Raw genomic sequence first — 16,914 nt, 5'->3', positions numbered from 1 at the left:
GTGTCCATGCGCGCCACCGGGCCTACCGGTTCCGGTGCTACCCGACCCCGGGCCAGGCGGCGAACCTGGCCCGGACGTTCGGATGTGTGCGCCTGGTCTACAACAAGGCGCTCGACGCCCGCACCAAAGCGTGGTATCGGCGCAAGGCGCGGGTCACCTATGCCGACACCTCGGCGCTGCTGACCAAGTGGAAGCGGCGGAACGACCTCGCGTTCCTGGGCGAGGTCTCCTCGGTCCCGTTGCAGCAGGCCCTGCGACACCTCCAGAAAGGCTTCGCGAACTTCTTCGAGCAGCGCACCGGCTACCCGTGCTTCAAACGCAAGCGACACCTGGTCGGCTCGGCCGAGTACACCCGCTCGGCGTTCAAGTACACCGGCGGCGAGCTCACGCTCGCGAAGCACGATGCGCCGCTGCGCATCAAGTGGTCCCGGCCGCTGCCGCACGGGGCGGCCCCGTCGACGGTGACCGTCTCCCGCGACGCGGCCGGGCGCTGGTTCGTCTCGCTCCTGATCGCAGAGGACCTCCCGACCCTTCCAGAGAACGACACGGCGGTCGGGGTCGACGCCGGGATCACCAGCCTGCTGACGCTCTCGACCGGCGAGCACCTCACCAACCCGCGCCACGAGGCCCGCGACCGGGCCCGCATCAAGCGGCGGCAGCGTGAGCTGTCGCGCAAACAGCAAGGCTCCAACAACCGCAGGAAAGCCCAGGTTCGCCTGGCCCGCGCGCACGCGCGGGTGTCGGATCGGCGGCACGACCACCTGCACAAGCTCACCACTCGATTGGTTCGCGAAAACCAAACGATCGCGATCGAGGACCTGAGCGTGCGCGGGATGCTCTCGAACCACACCCTCGCCCGCGCCATAGCCGACGCCTCCTGGGCCGCCTTCCGCCGCATGATCGAGTACAAGGCCGGGTGGTACGGCCGGGGCCTGGTCGTCGTCGACCGGTTCCTGCCCTCGTCCAAGACCTGTTCGGCCTGCGGCACCATGAAACCTGCGATGCCGCTCGCCCAGCGGGTCTTCGAGTGCGCCGCCTGCGGCCACCGCGAGGACCGCGATGTGAACGCGGCGAAGAACATTCTGGCCGCCGGGCTGGCGGTTGCGGCCTGTGGAGCCGGTGTAAGACCTCAACGGAAACCTCCGGGCGGGCAGTCGGCAACGAAGCAGGAAACCCAGCCGGCGACGGCTGGAACCCCCTCCCTTTAAGGGAAGGGAGGAAGTCAAAGCGTTCCCGCCTGCTGATGTGGAACTTGCCTCGTATGCGGCGGCGTTGGCGGTACCGGACACCGGGTTCATCGTCCGACAAGACGATCGCGAAGTCGTGATGCGTACCTTCTCGCCTGTTGAAGAACTGGCAGTGCCTGCAGACGTCGCTGGCGGCCGGCGCCGTCCTCTCCTCGGAGTTGGAGGTGACCGCACGCACTCCGCTGGTGGTGCGGCACGAACAAGGCGAATCCCTGCTGGTCCACTGCGAGGCTGCGTGTGTCTGGGCGAGGCAGATGGGCGCCGGTGCACCGGTGCAGGAGACCATTCGAACTCCGGTCACGTTGCGCCCCTCGCTTGAGGAGTATCCCACCGCGACCGTCTTGAGGCAGGCGAGAGGCCGCATCCACCTCCACCTGCCGGACCCTCGAACCGTTGAGGCAGTCGACCTCGACCCGGAACAGGTACTCGCCGCCTGCCGGGAGACCGGTACGCACGGGGTCGTGCTCTGGTCGGCCGCAGGTGCTGGTCGGCTACGAGTCCGAGTCTTCACGACCTCACTCGGCGGAGCCGAAGACACCGCGACCGGTGGAGCGGTCCTCGGTGTGGCCCGGCTTCTCGGTGCCGACGGAGCCCGTGGCGAGTACCTGGCCCTGCAAGGCCCTGGGGACGTTGAGCGGCAGGGCCACCTCCGAATCCGTATCGGTGACGACGGAGTGCTCCTCGGCGGAGAGGTGCTCGCGTTGATGTCCGGTGAGCTGAGGGCGCAATGAGCTTCTTCGGGCTAGCCGGTGCGCACGGAGCCTGGTCGAAACCCGTCGAGGTGCAAAGCAACCCATTGGGAGACACTGGTTCTGCTTCGAATCCGCGCTGATTGCGTCGGCTCCGGGAAAGAGGGCCTCCGAATGCGGGCGGGGGGCTCGATTCGGAGCGAGCCTATCGATCGCGTGCACGGGGGTCATGCACGGCCTTCGTCGTCGCGGTCCTCGGCCTGCTCTCCCGGGCCGGGCCGCCACATGAGTACCGGGTCGCCGTCGGAGGCGGTGTGCAGGAAGATCGCGTCGATCTGCCCTGCGGCGGGGTCGGGCTCGTAGCCAAGGCGGTGGGCGTATTCCTCGACCGTGTAGCCGGACTCGGGCGCCGACCAGAAGTCCAGCAGCCGCCGGGCGTCCTCGGGGTCGGTCGTGACCGCCCACCGTTCGACCGCGCCGGAATGCGTGTCGGGTGGGGCCACGAGGTCGCCCCAGACGTCGGTGTCGTCGTATTCCTCGTCGTCGTCGGCGACCTCGTCCGGGGCCGGGGTGGGGAGCCCGATCGTCCACACCAGCAGCGGAGGACCCTCCTGGCCCGGCCGGGTGAATTCGGTGATGCTGTGGCGTCGGCCCTCGACGTGATCGGGCGGGTAGAGGCCGCGGCTCATGGCGTAGTCGGCCAGACCGAACGAATCCAATCGGCCGCGCTGGGCGTGCAGGTCGGCCAGCAGGCCGGGGTCGGTGGTGACGATGTAGCGGTCGAACTCCCTGCTCATTTCAATGCCTCTCCGGTCCCCTGGTAGGCATTGTGCCAGTGGTTGCCGCGTTCGTCGTGGACGTGAACATGGAGCGTGTACCCCTTTGGGAGGACTTTCGGGAGGTTTTCGTGGCAGCCGTTCGCATCGGGTCGCCCCGGGCCGCCGCAGGAGGGCACGTTCAGCCACAGCGCCATGGTCGGCGTCCGGGTCCGTCGCATGTAGGCGGCTACGCCGCCTTCGATGTGCCAGGAGGTCGCGACCTCGCGGGTCCGCCACCGGTCCTGCAGGTCCGGGGCGTGGTAGACCTTGTCGCCGCCGAGCGCTTTGAGCGGCCGGTGGAGGACGGGCCGGCCGCGGTCGTCGTACAGCAGACCGCGGGCCTTGATCCGGCCGGTGGCGTTCCTCGACCACCCGAATCGCTGGATCGCCTCCGCGTGCCCGGAATTATGGACGGTGGGGTCGTACGTGTTCGCTGCACGAGCCGACGGCACCGGCGGCGCCGCCCGGCCGCTCCCGGCTGATCGGCTCTCGACCAAGGCGATGTACTCCTCGCCTTTGCGGGCCCCGGACTCGAAGAGCGCGGCGGCTTCACTGAGTGCCCGGTCGCCCCGGCGCCAGTGCGCTAACGTCTCGCCGGGCAGGACGCTGCCGGTTCCTTCGGCGGCCGAGCCGACGCCTTCGGCCGCAGCCTCGGCCCGGGATCGAGCGGCTTCTGCGGACCGGCCGGCCTGCCGAGCCTGTTCGATGATCGTGCGCAGCCGGGTCACGAGTTCCGATGCGAGGGACATGGTGGGGGTGCTCCTCGAGATGGGGACCCCCTGAGATTAAGGGCTGTCGATACCGTTCGGTAGGAGTCTGTCGTCAGGTCGACAGCAGTCGTTCCCGGCTCACCGCCGCCGTGGGGGGACACGAGCGGACCGCGATCGAGCTCGGTCGGCTTCGGCCATTGCTCGCGATCTCGCTCGTGCCCCTCGCATGTCGCCGGTAACGAGACTGACGCCCGCTTGCCGGGTGGGCGCCCCGCCGGTGGGTGCGGCTCGCGTCGCCTCCGGGCGCTAGCGCGAATACTCGGGCTTCTCCGGTGCGACCTCCGCCTGCCGTGCTTGGGCCTGAGCGACGGTGACCGCCGCTGCGAGCACCGCCAAGACGGCGGCGGGTACACCCAGCAGGGTGATCGACAGCCAATCCTGGGACAGGCCGCCGAGCACGCCGCCGACCGCGACCCCGACGTAGATCGCGGAGGAATTCAGGCCGAACAGCAGCGGTGCGGAGGCGGGCGCGATCATCACCAGCCGATGTTGCTGCACCACCGAGGCCATGCCGTCCGTCGCTCCCCAGATCGCGGCCCAGACCGCGGCGAGGACCAGGTCGCTCACCGTCAATGGGCTGATGGCGAGCAGCACGGCGCCGCCGGCGAGCGCGGCCAAAGCGACCCCGAGCGACGGCAGCTTGTCCACCAGGTACCCGGCCATGAAGTTACCGGCCAGGACTCCGACGCCCCAGGCGAACAGGATCAGGGTGAGCGCCTGGGGGAACGATCCGGTCGTGGCGTCGTGGGTGACGGCGCCGATGTAGGTGTACACGGTGTAGTGGCCGGCCATCACCAGCACGGTGGCCGCCAGGATGGTGAGCACCTTGGACTGCCGCAGCGGCGCCAGGCGGGCGGTCAGGCTGGTCGCCGGCAGTGTCACCGGCGGCAACGACATCGAGATGCCGATCGCTGCGAGGACGCCGAGTCCGGCCACGGCCCACAGCGTGAGGCGCCAATCGATACCGCCGATCACGTTGCCCAGTGGCATGCCCAGCGCGGTCGACAGCGTCAATCCGCCGATGACCAGTGCTATCGCCCGGCCTCGGCGTCCGTCCGGTGTGATCGCGACGGCGGCGCTCGAGGCGGTGGAGGTGATCGTCGCGGCACCGAGAGCGGTGATGATCCGGGCCGCCAGCGCGAGCGGGTAGGTCGGGCTCAGTGCGGTCGCGACATTGCCGATGACGAACACGGCCAGCGCCAGATGCAGGGCCTTGCGACGATCCAGCGGGCTGAGCAGCCAGCTCAGCACCGGGGCCGCGACGGCGAGCGTCAGCGCGAACACCGTCACCAACTGCCCGGCCGCCGGGGTGCTCACGTCCAGGTCGGCACCGATGGCCGGCAGGAGGCCGGCGATCACGAACGCGTCGGTACCGACGGCGAAGGTGGCCAACGCCAGCGGCGCCAACGGCTTGACCATGGGTCGGGACTCGGCGGCCGATCCCTGCGGTTCCGGATCGGCGACGTCGGTGCGGGTCAAGATTCGCCTCCGCCCTCTTGGAAGAGGCTGAACTCCACACCCTGATCGTCGGTGCAGTGGGCGAAGACCCCGGACGGGATGGCGACCGGATCTTCCGTGGTGCCGCCGAGCTTGCGCACGCGTGCGACGGCGGCGTCGAGGTCCTCCACGGCGAAGTAGATCCGCGGGCGGGGCGACGATTCGTCGTGCGGTGCGCCGCCCATCGGCTCAGGGCCCTGGATCATCGAGTAGCCCGGGAAGTTGCCCTCGTAGAACGTCCAGCCGAACAGCTCGCTCCAGAACCGTTCGGTGGCTGCGATGTCGTTGCCGGGCACCTCGAAGTAGGTGACGTTGCCGCTCATTTCCGTTCCTTTCATGTCAGTGTGCTGACATCAAGCGTATGTCAGACTACTGACATGAAGCAAGAGACGGTCGGCGACCTGGAGCTATCACTGGGCTACGTCCTCAAGCAGGTGCACGCCTCGATGCGGACCGCGATGGACGAGGCGCTGCGGTCACTGGATCTGACCGTTCCCCAATACGCCTGCCTCGAACTGCTCGGCCAGGACCCCGGACTGTCGAACTCCGAACTCGCCCGCCGCGCCTTCATCACCCGCCAAACGATGAACCTGATCGTGCGCCGATTGCAGGAGCGCGGCCTGCTCACCCGGCCCGATCAGGCGCCCCGCGGACGGGCGCTGCCGACGGAGCTCACCCGGGACGGACGAACGCTGCTGCGCGAGGCCAGCGTCGCCGTCCGCGCCGTTGAGAGGCGGTTGTTCTCGCCGCTGTCCCCGGAGCGGCAACGCCGACTACGCCAGGACCTCGCCGCCTGCGTGGCCGCTGTCGCAGAATCGCCCGACGCCTGACGTGCCGCGCCGGGCATTGAGGGACCCGGAGGCTCGGGATCCCGCACGCGATCGGTTCCTCGTATACGCCGTGGGAGGTAGCCGTACTCGTTTCTCACATCCCCGAGACGATGCGCCGCTGGTGTTCTGCTCATTAGCGTGGGTCCGGCCTCCAACCAGGAAGGAAGCGGCCCATGACACAGGCCGAACAACGACCGGTGACTCGGAGCGATCGTCTCGCTCGCAACACGGTGGTGCTCGGAGCCCTGGCAGCGGCGGCGGCCATCACGGCGGCCGATGTGGCCAACCCGCAATTCGATTTCATCGCCGTCACCGCCAGCCGCTACGTGAACGGCAACGCCGGCTGGCTGATCCCGACCGCGCTCGTTCTCATCAGCGCCTCCTCAGCTCTGGTGGCCTGGCGGCCGGCGCCGACGCGGCCGAACCGGGCCGGGATCGCGGCGCTCCTGGTGTGTGCTGCCGGATTCGCGGTCGCCGCGGTGTTCCCAGCCGACCCGCCAGGGCAATGGGACCGACCCTCCACCGCCGAGATGGTGCACGGCCTGGCCGGATGGACGGCGTTCCTGGCCTTTCCCATCGCCGCGGTTCTCTCGGCACGGTCGGACCGCGCGGCGGCCGGTCCTCGTCGGGCCGTCCTGGCGGCCACCGGATTCTCCGTAGTGACCACGGCCGTATTCGCGGTGGTCCTCGTGGACACGATGGACGGCCCCTCGATTCGGTTCGGTTCAGCCGAGAGCCTGGTCGGGTTGTCCGAACGCCTTGCGCTGGGGGCCGACCTCGCATGGCTCGTCGTTGCGGCGACGGCGGCCCCCACGTTGCGTCGGGGCGGCGCCGAGCGCTCGTGAGCGACTTCTTGCATCCGATCGAAGCGAACTCAACGCACGGCGGTGTCGGGTCGGGCGGCCGACCCGCGAGGCCGCCCGATGAAGGCTCGATCGCCCGCTTCATCGGCTCATCCCGACAACGCCGGGGCCGGGAGCCTGCGGGCCGCGACTCCGACGGCGAGGGGCCCGCGGCGAAACCGCCGCGGACCCCTCCTCAGTTGTCGGTCGGATTAGTTGGGTGAGTGGACGGTGCCGTCGTCCCAGTTGCGGGTGGCGCCCCGCAGGAACCAGTCCGAACCGCTGTTGCCGGCGAAGTACTGCTCGATGGAGCCTTCGAACGGCGTGGTGGACACGTTGCCTCCGTAGGCGTCGGTGTAGACGGTGGTCGGACCGTTGGTCTGCACCAGGAAGTCGCCCGGCCGGTACTCACGCTCGGTCCCCTTGAACGGAGAGCGGGGGTCGTCCCAGTCCAGGCGCTCGCCGTTCCCGGCGTCGAGAGCCTCCTCGCAGTTGAAGCCGCCCAGGAGGTCGGGCTCGTAGCACAGGTCCAGCACCCGGCCCATGTTGTTGGGCTCGTTCGGGTCGTAGTAGCGCTGCGAGTCGACCACGTAGAACAGCGGCGAGATGCTGAAGTTCACTCCGGCGCCGTTGATCTGCGAGTTGCCGAACCAGAAGTCGTCCATGTCGGAGACGCTGAACGGCTGCGGTTCGGGGTAGAGCGGGTCGAAGTGGGTCTCGCCGTTGCGGATCGCGTCGATGCAACCCGACTCGGCGATCAGCCGGCCCAGGGTCTCGTACTCCGACGGCGAGTCCGCCGGGACCGGGGTCCCGACCTCGATGCGCTCGCCTCCGAAGCCCGGGCATTCGGACGGACTGAAGCCGCCGGCCTCGCCGAACGGAATCATCACGGCGATGTCGGCCTGAACGGTCTGCCCGTTCGCAGTGCACCTGATGTTGCTGATCAGCTCGTGGACGTTGTTCGTGAACGCGTCCGGCGAGTGCGTGCCCTGGTGGATCTTCAGCAGAATGTCGCAGTTGGCCAGGGAGTTGCCGTCGGGCGGGAAGAAGCTGGACCCGTCGTCGCCCTCGATGACGTCGCTGTTCTCGGCGAGCACCTTGTGCCCGACGTGGTCCTCGTGCCGCTGGCTCGACTCGGGCAGGCTGTCGGCCTGCACCTCGCTGACGTAGCCGAACGGCGGGAAGCCGCTCTCGTCGAACAGCGCCGAGTCCCGCGGGTCGTCGCCGTGCTCGTGCCCGAACGCGCAACCGCTGGGGTCCTGCGGCGGGTGCCAGGTCGGGTAGACCTTGCCGTCGGGGCCGTAGGCCCAGTACCGGGCGTGGACGTCGTTCGAGCACTCACCGGACCGCGGCTCGTAGCCCTTCGGGTCGGACTCCTGGATGAGCTCGTACGCCCTGCTGAGCTCGGCGTCGGCCGGCGGCGGACCCTCGCCCCATTCGGAGTTCGTCGGGGGCGGGTCCGTCGGACCGGGGTCGGTCGGCCCCGGGTCGGTCGGCCCGGGGCCGGTCGGGCCCGGATCGGTCTGGCCGTCGCAGACGTCGCCGTTGATGGAGATCTGGCTCGGGGCGGCGGTGGTGCCGCTGCCGACGAATCCGAACACCTCGCGGCTTTCGCCGGAGGCGATGGAGCCGTTCCAGCCGACGTCGTTGCCGGTGAAGGTGGATCCGCTCTGGCTCCAGTCGACGTTCCAGGCGCTGTCGACCGAGGCGCCCGAGGGGAAGTCCCACTGGATCTGCCAGCCGTCGATGGGCTCGTCGGCGGTGATGGTGATGTTGGCCTGGAAGCCGGAGCCCCATTCGTTGGTGACGTTGTAGTCGACTTCGCAGCCGTCCTCCGCGAAGGCCTGGTTCGCCGAGACGACCGTGAGGGCGCCCGCGCCGAGGGCGGCGACGGCCGCGCCGGCGATCGTCAGTCTTCTTCGCCTTCGATGTCCTTGCATAGCTAGGTGTCCTTTGCTGTTCGTGGTATCACCACTGCAGCGGTGCTCGAAGGGGCTCCATCGGGTGCCTTCGCCGGTGCGAAACCGGTGTGATGACCGTTTCGACGTGGAAAGCGCTCCCAATTAATATATTGATACTCTCCAATGTTTCGATAGATTGTCAAGGTTTTCGAGCTTTTTCCGGAAGTTTTTCATTAGCAAACGCTTGTTTTTTATGAAACCGCTCCCGCACCGTCGCCTCCCGAACCGGGCCCGATGCGTCCACGAACGACCCGGTTCCGAGGCGGACGAGGCCGGTGATTCCCCTGCGGCGCCGGTCGACCGGCCCGAGGGCGTTCGCCGGCGGCGAGGCTATCCTCAATGTACGGGACGGACCGTGGCGCCGCGGCGGCCCGTCCGGTGGAACCCTCCGGAAACGAACAGGATGGACCGTCATGCCAAGCTACGCCCAGGTGCCCCTGCCGCAGTCGGACGGACCGGAGGCGGTCATCGCGGGCATCGCCGACTGGATCGGCTCGGAGCCCGTGCGGGACCTGGCGGCGGCGTTCGGCGGCGCGCTCCCCGGCGGCACCGCGGCGAACCTGGACTACCTGGAGGCGTTCTCGGCCGCGCACTGGGACTTCCGGGCCGGGCGCGAGCGATTCGAGACCGGCGCCGAGCGGTTCGACCCGTCCACCGAGCGCCTCGTCCGCGAGGCGGCTCTCGCCCTCGGCCTCGGCGGCGAGCCGAAGCCCGGGCGGCAGCACTACACCCACGTCCTCATCCTCGGCGGCCTGGTCAGCTCCTGCCTGTTCCGCACCCGGTTCGCCGCCGACCTGCTCGCCGACTCCGTCGCGGCCGAACAGGTCACCGGCGTCGGCGGCTTCCGGCCGTTCAACCACAGGGACCGCGAGTTCGCCGAACTGACCGGCGTGGCCGCCGGCCGTTTCGAGGTGGACGCCATGGCGGCCGGCCTCGAACTCGCCTTCGAACCCAAAGGCGAGCCCGAAGTCGAACGGGGCGGCGACCCCGACCGCGACCCTAACCGGGCCTGGAAGATCACCGCCTACACGGCCGAAGCGCTGACCGTCCGGTCGGTGGCCGCGCCCTCCTCCGAACCCGAACAGCGCCGCGCCGACACCGCCGACACCTGCCGGTTCTGGGCCGACCACGTGGCCGACCTGGGAACCGGGGACAGCGTCCTGGTCGTCACCTCCTCGATCTTCATCCCCTTCCAGCACGGCGACGCGCTGTCCTACATGGGCCTGCCGTACGGATGCGAGGTCGACACCGTCGGAGTCGACACCACCACCCTGCCCGAGACCTACTTCCGCAAGGAGTACACCGCCAGCGGCTACCTGCAGGAGATCCGCTCGGCGATCCGCTCGATGCGCCGCCTGCACCGGGTCGCGGCGGCCGTGTAGCCGATACCGGGAGCCGGGACGCCTCCGCAGGCCCGCGTGCGGCCCGAGCTTGCTAGTTTGGAGACCTCCCACGCCTTCATCTATGGAGATGCTTATGCGCCAAGCAGTTCCCGTCACGATCGGCTCCGCCGAGCTCCTGGTGGAGACCGCCGAACCCTCTCAATCCTCGGAATCCGGCGGCGGGCTCACCCCCATCTCAGCACAGCAGGCCGATATGGACCAGACCTTCGACCGGGTCCGCGAAGCGATCGAGGCCGTCTCCGGGGAACTGGTGTCCGCCTGGGAGAAGTCCCGGCCGACCGAGGCGACCGTCGAATTCGGCATCGACGCCGACCTCAAGTCCGGCAAGCTCACCGGCATGCTGGTATCGGGCGGAGCCGCGGCCTCGCTCAAGGTCACCCTCAAGTGGGCCTCCGCTCCCGACGGCGAATGACGGGGCCGACCGAATGCCGACCGTCACCGTCGTCGAGGACGAGCGCCTCCATCCGTTCGCGCTCAAGACCTGCGCCGACGGCGCCGAGGAGGTCTTCCTCGGTTCGGGCTTCGTGGCCGCGCCCGGATTCGCCCTCACCTGCGCACACGTGGTCGCGGGCCTCCACGACCGAGCCCGGATCCGCGTCGTCTCCAGCATGCCGCAGCTCCGGGGCGCCCGGGCGGTCGTCCGCGCCCGCTCCCCGCTCCGAGCCGGACCCGACGGACTCTGGCCCTGGCCGGACCTGGCGATCCTCGAACTATGCGACGCCGAAGGGCGGCGGCTCACCGACCACCCCTGCCCCAGAGTCAGGATCGGATCGCCCCCGCCGCGCGGCCCGGAACCGCTCCGCGCCGTCGTCGCGGCCCGCCTGAACCCGGACGACGAACGGTCCGAAGTACACCTGCGCTCGGTCGGATTCCGGTGGGAGAGCGTGGACGACCACGGATTCTGGTGGCTCAAGGGCGGACACGCGCTCTCGGGCATGTCCGGGTCCATGCTCCTCGACGACGAGCACCGCGCCGTCGTCGGCGTGGTCAACAACAGCCGCAGCCGCTTCACCGACGTCGGGGCCGTCGCCGTCCCCCTGAACGCCCTGCTCGACCACGACCGCCACGACGACGACTTCGCTTCGGCGGCAGGCGAGCTGCGAGAAGCGATCCGGGACTCCGGGCGGCGCGCCAAGCCCGAATGGGACGGCGCCTTCACCCGCCGCGAACAGTTCGAATGGCGCGACTACTGGGCGCCCGACACCCGCGGCGACCACTTCGTCGGCCGCCGCGAAGAACTCGCCGAACTCGAAACCGCCCTGGAGCAATCCCACGGCATAGCCGTCGTGCAGTCGATCGCCGGCTTCGGCGGCGTCGGCAAGACCGCGCTCGCGGTCGCCTTCAGCGAACGGTCGCGCGGACGGTTCCCCGACGGCAGGGTCTTCCACGATTTCCACTCCTACCGCGGCGGACGCTCCGACACCGCCACCGAAGCGCTCGGTTCGATCCTCACCGCCATCGGCGCGGTCAGGGTCGACGAGGTCTCGAAGCTGAGCCATTCCGAACGAGTGCACCGCTGGCAGACGGTCACCGCGGGGCGACGACTGCTCATGGTCTGGGACAACGTCGACGACAAGGCGCAGCTCGACGGGCTCATCGTCGACGCCGAGGGATGCGCCACCATCGTCACCAGCCGCGACGCGGTCCTGGGCAAAGGCAGGAACCACCTGGCGCTCGACGTGCTCGACCCGGACGACGCGGTCGCCATGTTCTGCGAGATCGCCGGATACGACCACCCGCCGGAGCTGGTCGAACAACTGGTCGGACTCGATCTGTACGTGCCGGTCCTGATCCGGACCCACGCCACCGAGATCGCGAACGCCGTCAGCCGGCTCCGGGAGATCATCAACGACCTGCCCGAGCCCTCGCAGGCCCGCCACCGGTCCGACGCCGACCGCCAGCGTGACCTGTTCGGCCGCCTCCACGGCTCCTACCGCCGCCTGACCGACCAGGAGCGCCTGGCGTTCCGAGTCCTCGGCGCCCACCCCGGGTACCGGGCGACGACCGGCAGCCTCACCGCCGCGATGGGCTGCGATCCCGACCAGACCCGGCGGCGCATGGGCGCGCTGATCCGGGCCGGCCTGGCGACCAGCGACTACACCGACGACCACGACGAGCCGGAACTGTGCACCTACCGGGCGCACGACCTCATCCGCGCCTACGGCGCCCACCTGGCCGAGCACGAACCGGCCGCGGCCGCCGACGGCACCGCGGACACCGAACTGGCCCGCGTCCACACCGCACTGGTCGACTACTACTTCGAACACATCGGCGGGCCCACCCCGAGCAACCGGCGCGACTGGTTCAGCGTCGAGGCCGACAGCATCCGCGACCTCGTCCTGGCCGGCGACGGCGAACGAACCGGCCACCTGGCCCGCTTCCTCGGCTACCGCGGCATCGTCTTCAGCCGCTACGACGCGGCCGAAGCGGGCTTCCTGCACGCCAAGGCGATCGACGAGCGCCGCGGCGACACCGCCCGCACCGCGCACTGCCTCTGGGGCCTCGGCGAGATCGCGCGCCTGCGCAACGACCTCGACCTCGCCCGGCGGCGGTACGGCGAGGCGCGGGCGCTGTCACGCCGCGCCGACGACCCGGGCGGCATCGGCAACGCCGAACGCGGCCTGGCCGAAGTGGCGCAGTTCCGCGGCGACGCCGATGCCGCCCGGACCCACTACGAGGCCGCGATGGAGGTCTACCGGGCGGCGGACAACCGGCACCGCATCGTCTACGTGCAGCGGGGCCTGGCCCGGGTGGCCGAACTCAAGGGCGACCACGACCTCGCCCGCGACCTGTTCGAGACCGCCCTGGCCGGATCCCGGGAAGAGGGCGACACCGTCGGCGCCGCATCCGCCGAACGCGGCCTGGCCGACGTGGCGCTCGCGGCCGGCGACCTGCGCGAGGCCGAAGACCGCTACCGCGCCTCCCATGCGGGCTTCACCGATGCCGGCGACCCCGTCAGCGCCGCCCGGGCCACCCAAGGCGTCGGCAGGGCCGCCCTCGCCCGAGGCGACCGGGCCACCGCCCGCGCCCACTTCGAACAGGCCCGGGAGGTATTCGACTCCTACGACGCCACGATCTGGCTCCAGCAGGTCCAAACCGACCTCGACGGCCTCGATGCGCTGGAGCCCTAGCGGTGTCGACGCCCCGGAAGACCGCATTGGCTAAGATGGACCGCATGATGGTGACGCTCGATCACAGCGGGGGCCCGCATTGCTGAGCGCGCTTGTCCAGACCGCAGGCACCGTCATCGCGGCATTCATCACCCCGCTTTTAACAGTATGGCTGTCTCGCAAGGCCCTCCGAGGCGGCGATTCGAGCCGCCCCTGGAGCCGCGGCAAGGTCGCGCTCGTCCTGGCGGCACCGGCCACCGCCGTCACCGTGACGATCGCCCTCGCCGCCGGGTACTTCATCGGCGGCGGATTCGACGACCGCGGGCCGCTCATCACACCGTCCGAAACCGAGGCCCGCGGCCCGACCGCGGACCCGACCTCGAACTCCGAATGCGACCCGGACCGGTTCGAAATCCCCGCCGGGTACCTCGGAGTGGCCTCCTTGTGCGCGCTGACCCGCGCGCCCGAACAACTCGCCGAATGCGCCCCGCCCGGGGGCGCCACCGCGCTGGCGGTGGACGCGCACACCTTCTGCTATGAGGACGAAGAGGGGCACTACTCCGAACTCACGGTGGGCGTCTGGGACGTCAGCGGTGTGGTGCTCGACCCCGACGACCTCGAAGGCACCGCCGAGGCGACCGTTGCGGCCTGGGCCGACACCGCCGACTTCGAGCACGCCTCCGGACTGGAGATCGATTGGACCAGCACGAGGGCGACCCCCTTCGACGTCGACAAGACCGGGGTGATGAGCGCCGCGGGCTTCGAATGGGACGGTTCGACCCGAACCGACGACACCTTCGCCGTGGTCCAGGTCGTGATCGTCGAGCTCGATCGGTCCACCGCATGGATCGGCCTGATGAACCTCGCTGGGAGCCACTTCGATGAATTCCTCGACCCCGTCGGCGCCGCCATGGTCAACACCACCTTCGCCGAATAGGTCCCCGATGCGATGGTCCTCGAAGTACTGGCCGGTGGGGCTGGCCGTGGTCGCCATGACGGCGCTGGTGCTCGGTTCGGTCCTACTCGGGGCCTGGTGGGCCGCCGGAGGCGAGCCCGACCTCGGCATCACCACCAAGCGGCCCGGCGACCCCGGCACCGAGGCGGACAACCCCCGCCCCGGCGAGGGCGACCGCTGCGTGCCGTTCGAACCCGAGTACACCTGGCCCGAACTCGATTACGTCGACTGCGATTCGCAGGAGGCGTACTGGATCGTCTACGCCTCGCTCGACGACGCGGGCTTCGAGGTCGACGAGCACGGCGAACTCTACGACTACACCCCGGTCTACGAACTCTGCGGCGAGGACTACGGGGAGAATCTACCGGGTCAGACCTGGCACGAATCGGCGCAGGTCCGAAACGACGGGACCGTCGACCAGTTCTACTGCTACCGGGCCATCCCCGAACCCGACGAGGAGGGGCGCCTGCCGGTGCTGCCGACGGTGGGGGATTGCTTCAACGAGGATGAACTATGGACCGTTCCCTGCGACCATCCCGACGCGACCGGCGCGGTCACGGACGTGATCATCACGCCGAGGGGACCGGTGCTGTCCGACGACGACGTCCGAGTGCTGGCCGACTTCTGCGAAGGCGGCTGGTATCTGGAGATCGAGGGGATCGAGGGCGGGACCTCCTACCTCCTCTGCTTCGACCCCGTCTGACCGACGACCGGCCCGCGGGCTAATCCGGAGCCGCTCGGCGAGGGCGCGCGCGTCCTGGCTCCGATGTAGGACAGGCGCAGCCCGGAGGACGCCTCGGCGGTCCCCGTCTCGCTCTGCCAGAACCTCAATCCGTCCCGCGCCGCCCGGGTGTCCGGATGGTCGGGACCGAGCGCCCGGAGCCGGCCGTCGAGGACGGTCCCGAACGCCTCCACCGCCCGCTCGGCGTCCCCCGCGGCCGCGCGCCAGACCGCCTGGTCGTAGCAGGCTTCGAGCGTGTCGGGGTGGTCCGGCCCCAACAGGAACGCAGCCGTCTCGTAGAGGCGGCCGAAGTGGCCCGCCGCCATGGTGACCTGCCCGTGGGAGCCGAGGCTGTAGCCGGCCCGGAACAGCACCGGGTGGATCGCGGGCGTGAACAGGGCCTCGGACGCGTCGCGCTGCAGGTGGTCGAGGTTCGAGCGCAGCGCCGCGCTCGGGGCCGGACCGGTCTCGGACCGTGGCCAGACCTCGGCCACCGCATCGGCGGCGACCCGCGGCAGCAGCCTGCGGCGCGAACGGTCGAACCGGTCGACGACGGCCCGCTGGACCATCGGGTGGACGCGTATCCGGGCGCCGTCGAAGTCGAGCAGGCTCAACCGGTGCATGACGCCCAGCGTCCGCTCGACCACCGCCGGCGTCAGCGCGTGCGAGCGCCTCCGCCGCCCGGCCGACGTCTCGAGGGCCAGATGCTCGAGGACGGTGGCGCTGGTGAGCAGTTCGAGCGGGATGCCGCTGGGATCGAGCACGCCGGCCAGCCGCAGGATCGCCAGGGCCGCCCCTTGCGGCGAGCGCCGATCGGCCGACTCGGTCGCGAGCGACCAGGTCTCGGCCACCGTCCGCTCGTGACCGCCGGACGGATGGCCCTCGGCCCCTTCGGCCCGGCGCCGCGCGCGGTCCTCGAAGCGCCGTCGGTACGTTTCGCAGCTCAGGCCGGGCTGGTCGAGGAGATAGGCCGCCGCCTGAGACAGGGCGAGCGGCAGGTGGCCCAGGGATTCGGCGAGCGCCGCGGCCCCTTCGAGCTGCCGCGGACGGTGCCCGAGCCGCTCGGCCAGGTACCCGGCGGCCTCGGCCGCGGTGAAGCCTCCGACCTCGACGCGGTGCCGACCGGTCCCGTTCGGCGCGGCGTCGGGGTGCCGGGTGGTCACGATGGTGCGGCCGTTCGCGGTGTCCGGGGGCCACAGGCCGACCAGATCGGCGGGGTCGGCCAGGTCGTCGATCACGATCAGCCATCTGCGGCTTCCGGGGAGGGCCAGCCACGACAGCAGCCGGGTCGCCTTCTCCTCGTTGCCGCCCTCGGAGGGGTGCAGGAGTTCGTCGGCGGCCTCAGCGAACGCGGCGGTCACGTTGGCGCGGGTGGTCGCGTCGACCCACACCAGCAGATCGAGTTCGCGCCGTTCCCATCGCCGGCGGGCGTAGGCGGCCGCGGCCTGGGTCTTGCCCACTCCTGCGGCGCCGACCGGCTTCGGGCAGAGCACGGCCGTGCCGCCGCCGTGCAGCGCCGACGCGAGTTCGGCGTCGGCGGGCCGGTCCCGCCCGGCCCGCGCCGGCGGGGGAGGAGTGCCGACCTGCAGCGGCCGGTTCGCCGGTGCCGCGATGGGCGGTCCCCCGGGCGCGGGTTCCGGGGCCGGACGGCCGATGTGCGATGCCCGGCATCGGCTGCCGGGGCCGCCCGGCGGCGTCTGGAAGAGGCCCTGCCCGTATTCGACCACCCATCGGCGCAGCTTGGCCGCGGGCCGGATCCCCAGTTCGGCGGCGACCTGCCGGTAGGTGGCGCCGTTCGTATTCAGATACCGTTTGACCGCGCTGGACTTGAATTCGTCGGAGTGCTTCTTCGACACCGCATCCTCTTCGGTGCATCGCGGCGGCCGTCACCGGCGCCCGCTGCTGACAGTTCGGTATTCGACGGGCGGCGGTCCATCATGGATCGATGGAGGGCCGCGCGCCGCGGTTTCGTTCTGATCTGGTGTCCGGCTCCCGAGCGCGCCGAACGATGTGCCCCGTAGAGCGTCATAGTCTCACATAGCCGGATCTCCCGCTCACCGCCGAACGCCGC

At 70.2% G+C, this 16,914-nt stretch carries 15 protein-coding genes; 9 read left to right on the top strand and 6 right to left on the bottom strand.

The genetic code is table 11. From position 1 onward, the window contains the following. Positions 1–1,208: RNA-guided endonuclease InsQ/TnpB family protein (locus CUT39_RS04800; protein ID WP_100444842.1), on the top strand; the 1,208-nt coding region annotated here is incomplete at its 5' end. A gap of 137 nt (positions 1,209–1,345) precedes the next feature. Beyond that, a complete protein-coding gene (locus CUT39_RS04795) occupies positions 1,346–1,978 on the top strand; it encodes a PhzF family phenazine biosynthesis protein (RefSeq protein ID WP_100444829.1) in 633 nt (210 codons plus the stop codon). A gap of 185 nt (positions 1,979–2,163) precedes the next feature. Here CUT39_RS04795 and CUT39_RS20145 read toward each other — a convergent pair whose 3' ends face one another. The 4 genes from CUT39_RS20145 to CUT39_RS04775 all read right to left on the bottom strand — a co-directional run bounded on the left by CUT39_RS20145 (position 2,164) and on the right by CUT39_RS04775 (position 5,344). Beyond that, positions 2,164–2,733 (bottom strand): hypothetical protein, encoded by a 570-nt coding sequence (locus CUT39_RS20145; protein WP_157930482.1) that lies wholly within the window; start codon positions 2,731–2,733, stop codon positions 2,164–2,166. Beyond that, entirely contained in the window at positions 2,730–3,503 is a 774-nt protein-coding gene (locus CUT39_RS04785) for a DddA-like double-stranded DNA deaminase toxin (protein WP_100444827.1), read from the bottom strand. The genes CUT39_RS20145 and CUT39_RS04785 overlap by 4 nt, the downstream gene beginning before the upstream one ends. Before the next feature lie 267 nt (positions 3,504–3,770). Continuing rightward, positions 3,771–5,003, bottom strand: coding sequence for an MFS transporter (locus CUT39_RS04780; protein ID WP_100444826.1), 1,233 nt, complete (start codon positions 5,001–5,003; stop codon positions 3,771–3,773). Continuing rightward, positions 5,000–5,344, bottom strand: a complete 345-nt coding sequence (locus CUT39_RS04775; protein WP_100444825.1) for a VOC family protein — start codon at positions 5,342–5,344, stop codon at positions 5,000–5,002. Before CUT39_RS04775 ends, CUT39_RS04780 begins: the two co-directional genes overlap by 4 nt. 54 nt (positions 5,345–5,398) lie before the next feature. Between CUT39_RS04775 and CUT39_RS04770 the strand changes: the two genes are divergently transcribed. After that, complete coding sequence (locus CUT39_RS04770; protein ID WP_100444824.1) at positions 5,399–5,851, top strand: MarR family winged helix-turn-helix transcriptional regulator; 453 nt, start codon at positions 5,399–5,401, stop codon at positions 5,849–5,851. A 173-nt stretch (positions 5,852–6,024) separates the two neighbouring features. Continuing rightward, positions 6,025–6,696, top strand: a complete 672-nt coding sequence (locus tag CUT39_RS04765; RefSeq protein ID WP_100444823.1) for a DUF998 domain-containing protein — start codon at positions 6,025–6,027, stop codon at positions 6,694–6,696. Between the two features lie 209 nt (positions 6,697–6,905). On the opposite strand, the gene CUT39_RS04760 is transcribed toward CUT39_RS04765, so the two are convergent. After that, a complete protein-coding gene (locus CUT39_RS04760; protein WP_100444822.1) occupies positions 6,906–8,633 on the bottom strand; it encodes a cellulose-binding domain-containing protein in 1,728 nt (575 codons plus the stop codon). 434 nt (positions 8,634–9,067) lie between these two features. Here CUT39_RS04760 and CUT39_RS04755 point away from each other — a divergent pair, with 434 nt between their 5' ends. The 5 genes from CUT39_RS04755 (at position 9,068) to CUT39_RS04735 (ending at position 14,825) form a co-directional block, all read left to right on the top strand. Further along, positions 9,068–10,036: a hypothetical protein gene (locus CUT39_RS04755; RefSeq protein ID WP_100444821.1), complete on the top strand. Its 969-nt coding sequence runs from the start codon at positions 9,068–9,070 to the stop codon at positions 10,034–10,036. A 94-nt stretch (positions 10,037–10,130) separates the two neighbouring features. Beyond that, complete coding sequence (locus tag CUT39_RS04750; protein ID WP_100444820.1) at positions 10,131–10,469, top strand: CU044_2847 family protein; 339 nt, start codon at positions 10,131–10,133, stop codon at positions 10,467–10,469. 13 nt (positions 10,470–10,482) lie between these two features. After that, a complete protein-coding gene (locus tag CUT39_RS04745; protein ID WP_100444819.1) occupies positions 10,483–13,188 on the top strand; it encodes a tetratricopeptide repeat protein in 2,706 nt (901 codons plus the stop codon). A gap of 79 nt (positions 13,189–13,267) precedes the next feature. Beyond that, entirely contained in the window at positions 13,268–14,104 is an 837-nt protein-coding gene (locus CUT39_RS04740) for a hypothetical protein (RefSeq protein WP_100444818.1), read from the top strand. Positions 14,105–14,111: 7 nt separating this feature from the next. Next, on the top strand, positions 14,112–14,825 hold the full coding sequence (locus CUT39_RS04735) for a hypothetical protein (RefSeq protein WP_100444817.1): 714 nt from the start codon (positions 14,112–14,114) through the stop codon (positions 14,823–14,825). Here CUT39_RS04735 and CUT39_RS04730 read toward each other — a convergent pair. Continuing rightward, complete coding sequence (locus CUT39_RS04730) at positions 14,798–16,699, bottom strand: transposase (protein ID WP_100444816.1); 1,902 nt, start codon at positions 16,697–16,699, stop codon at positions 14,798–14,800. The two genes, CUT39_RS04735 and CUT39_RS04730, sit on opposite strands and share 28 nt — an antisense overlap. Positions 16,700–16,914 lie beyond the last annotated feature (215 nt).

Source organism: Glycomyces xiaoerkulensis, assembly GCF_002798405.1.
GTDB lineage: Bacteria > Actinomycetota > Actinomycetes > Mycobacteriales > Micromonosporaceae > Glycomyces > Glycomyces xiaoerkulensis.
This window is presented reverse-complemented; position numbering and strand designations above follow the sequence as displayed.

Coding starts and splice junctions, on each gene's coding strand:
- CUT39_RS20145 (WP_157930482.1), bottom strand. CDS start 2,733: ATGAGCAGGGAGTTCGACCGCTACATCGTCACCACCGACCCCGGCCTG.
- CUT39_RS04785 (WP_100444827.1), bottom strand. CDS start 3,503: ATGTCCCTCGCATCGGAACTCGTGACCCGGCTGCGCACGATCATCGAA.
- CUT39_RS04775 (WP_100444825.1), bottom strand. CDS start 5,344: ATGAGCGGCAACGTCACCTACTTCGAGGTGCCCGGCAACGACATCGCA.
- CUT39_RS04770 (WP_100444824.1), top strand. CDS start 5,399: ATGAAGCAAGAGACGGTCGGCGACCTGGAGCTATCACTGGGCTACGTC.
- CUT39_RS04765 (WP_100444823.1), top strand. CDS start 6,025: ATGACACAGGCCGAACAACGACCGGTGACTCGGAGCGATCGTCTCGCT.
- CUT39_RS04760 (WP_100444822.1), bottom strand. CDS start 8,633: ATGCAAGGACATCGAAGGCGAAGAAGACTGACGATCGCCGGCGCGGCC.
- CUT39_RS04755 (WP_100444821.1), top strand. CDS start 9,068: ATGCCAAGCTACGCCCAGGTGCCCCTGCCGCAGTCGGACGGACCGGAG.
- CUT39_RS04750 (WP_100444820.1), top strand. CDS start 10,131: ATGCGCCAAGCAGTTCCCGTCACGATCGGCTCCGCCGAGCTCCTGGTG.
- CUT39_RS04745 (WP_100444819.1), top strand. CDS start 10,483: ATGCCGACCGTCACCGTCGTCGAGGACGAGCGCCTCCATCCGTTCGCG.
- CUT39_RS04735 (WP_100444817.1), top strand. CDS start 14,112: ATGCGATGGTCCTCGAAGTACTGGCCGGTGGGGCTGGCCGTGGTCGCC.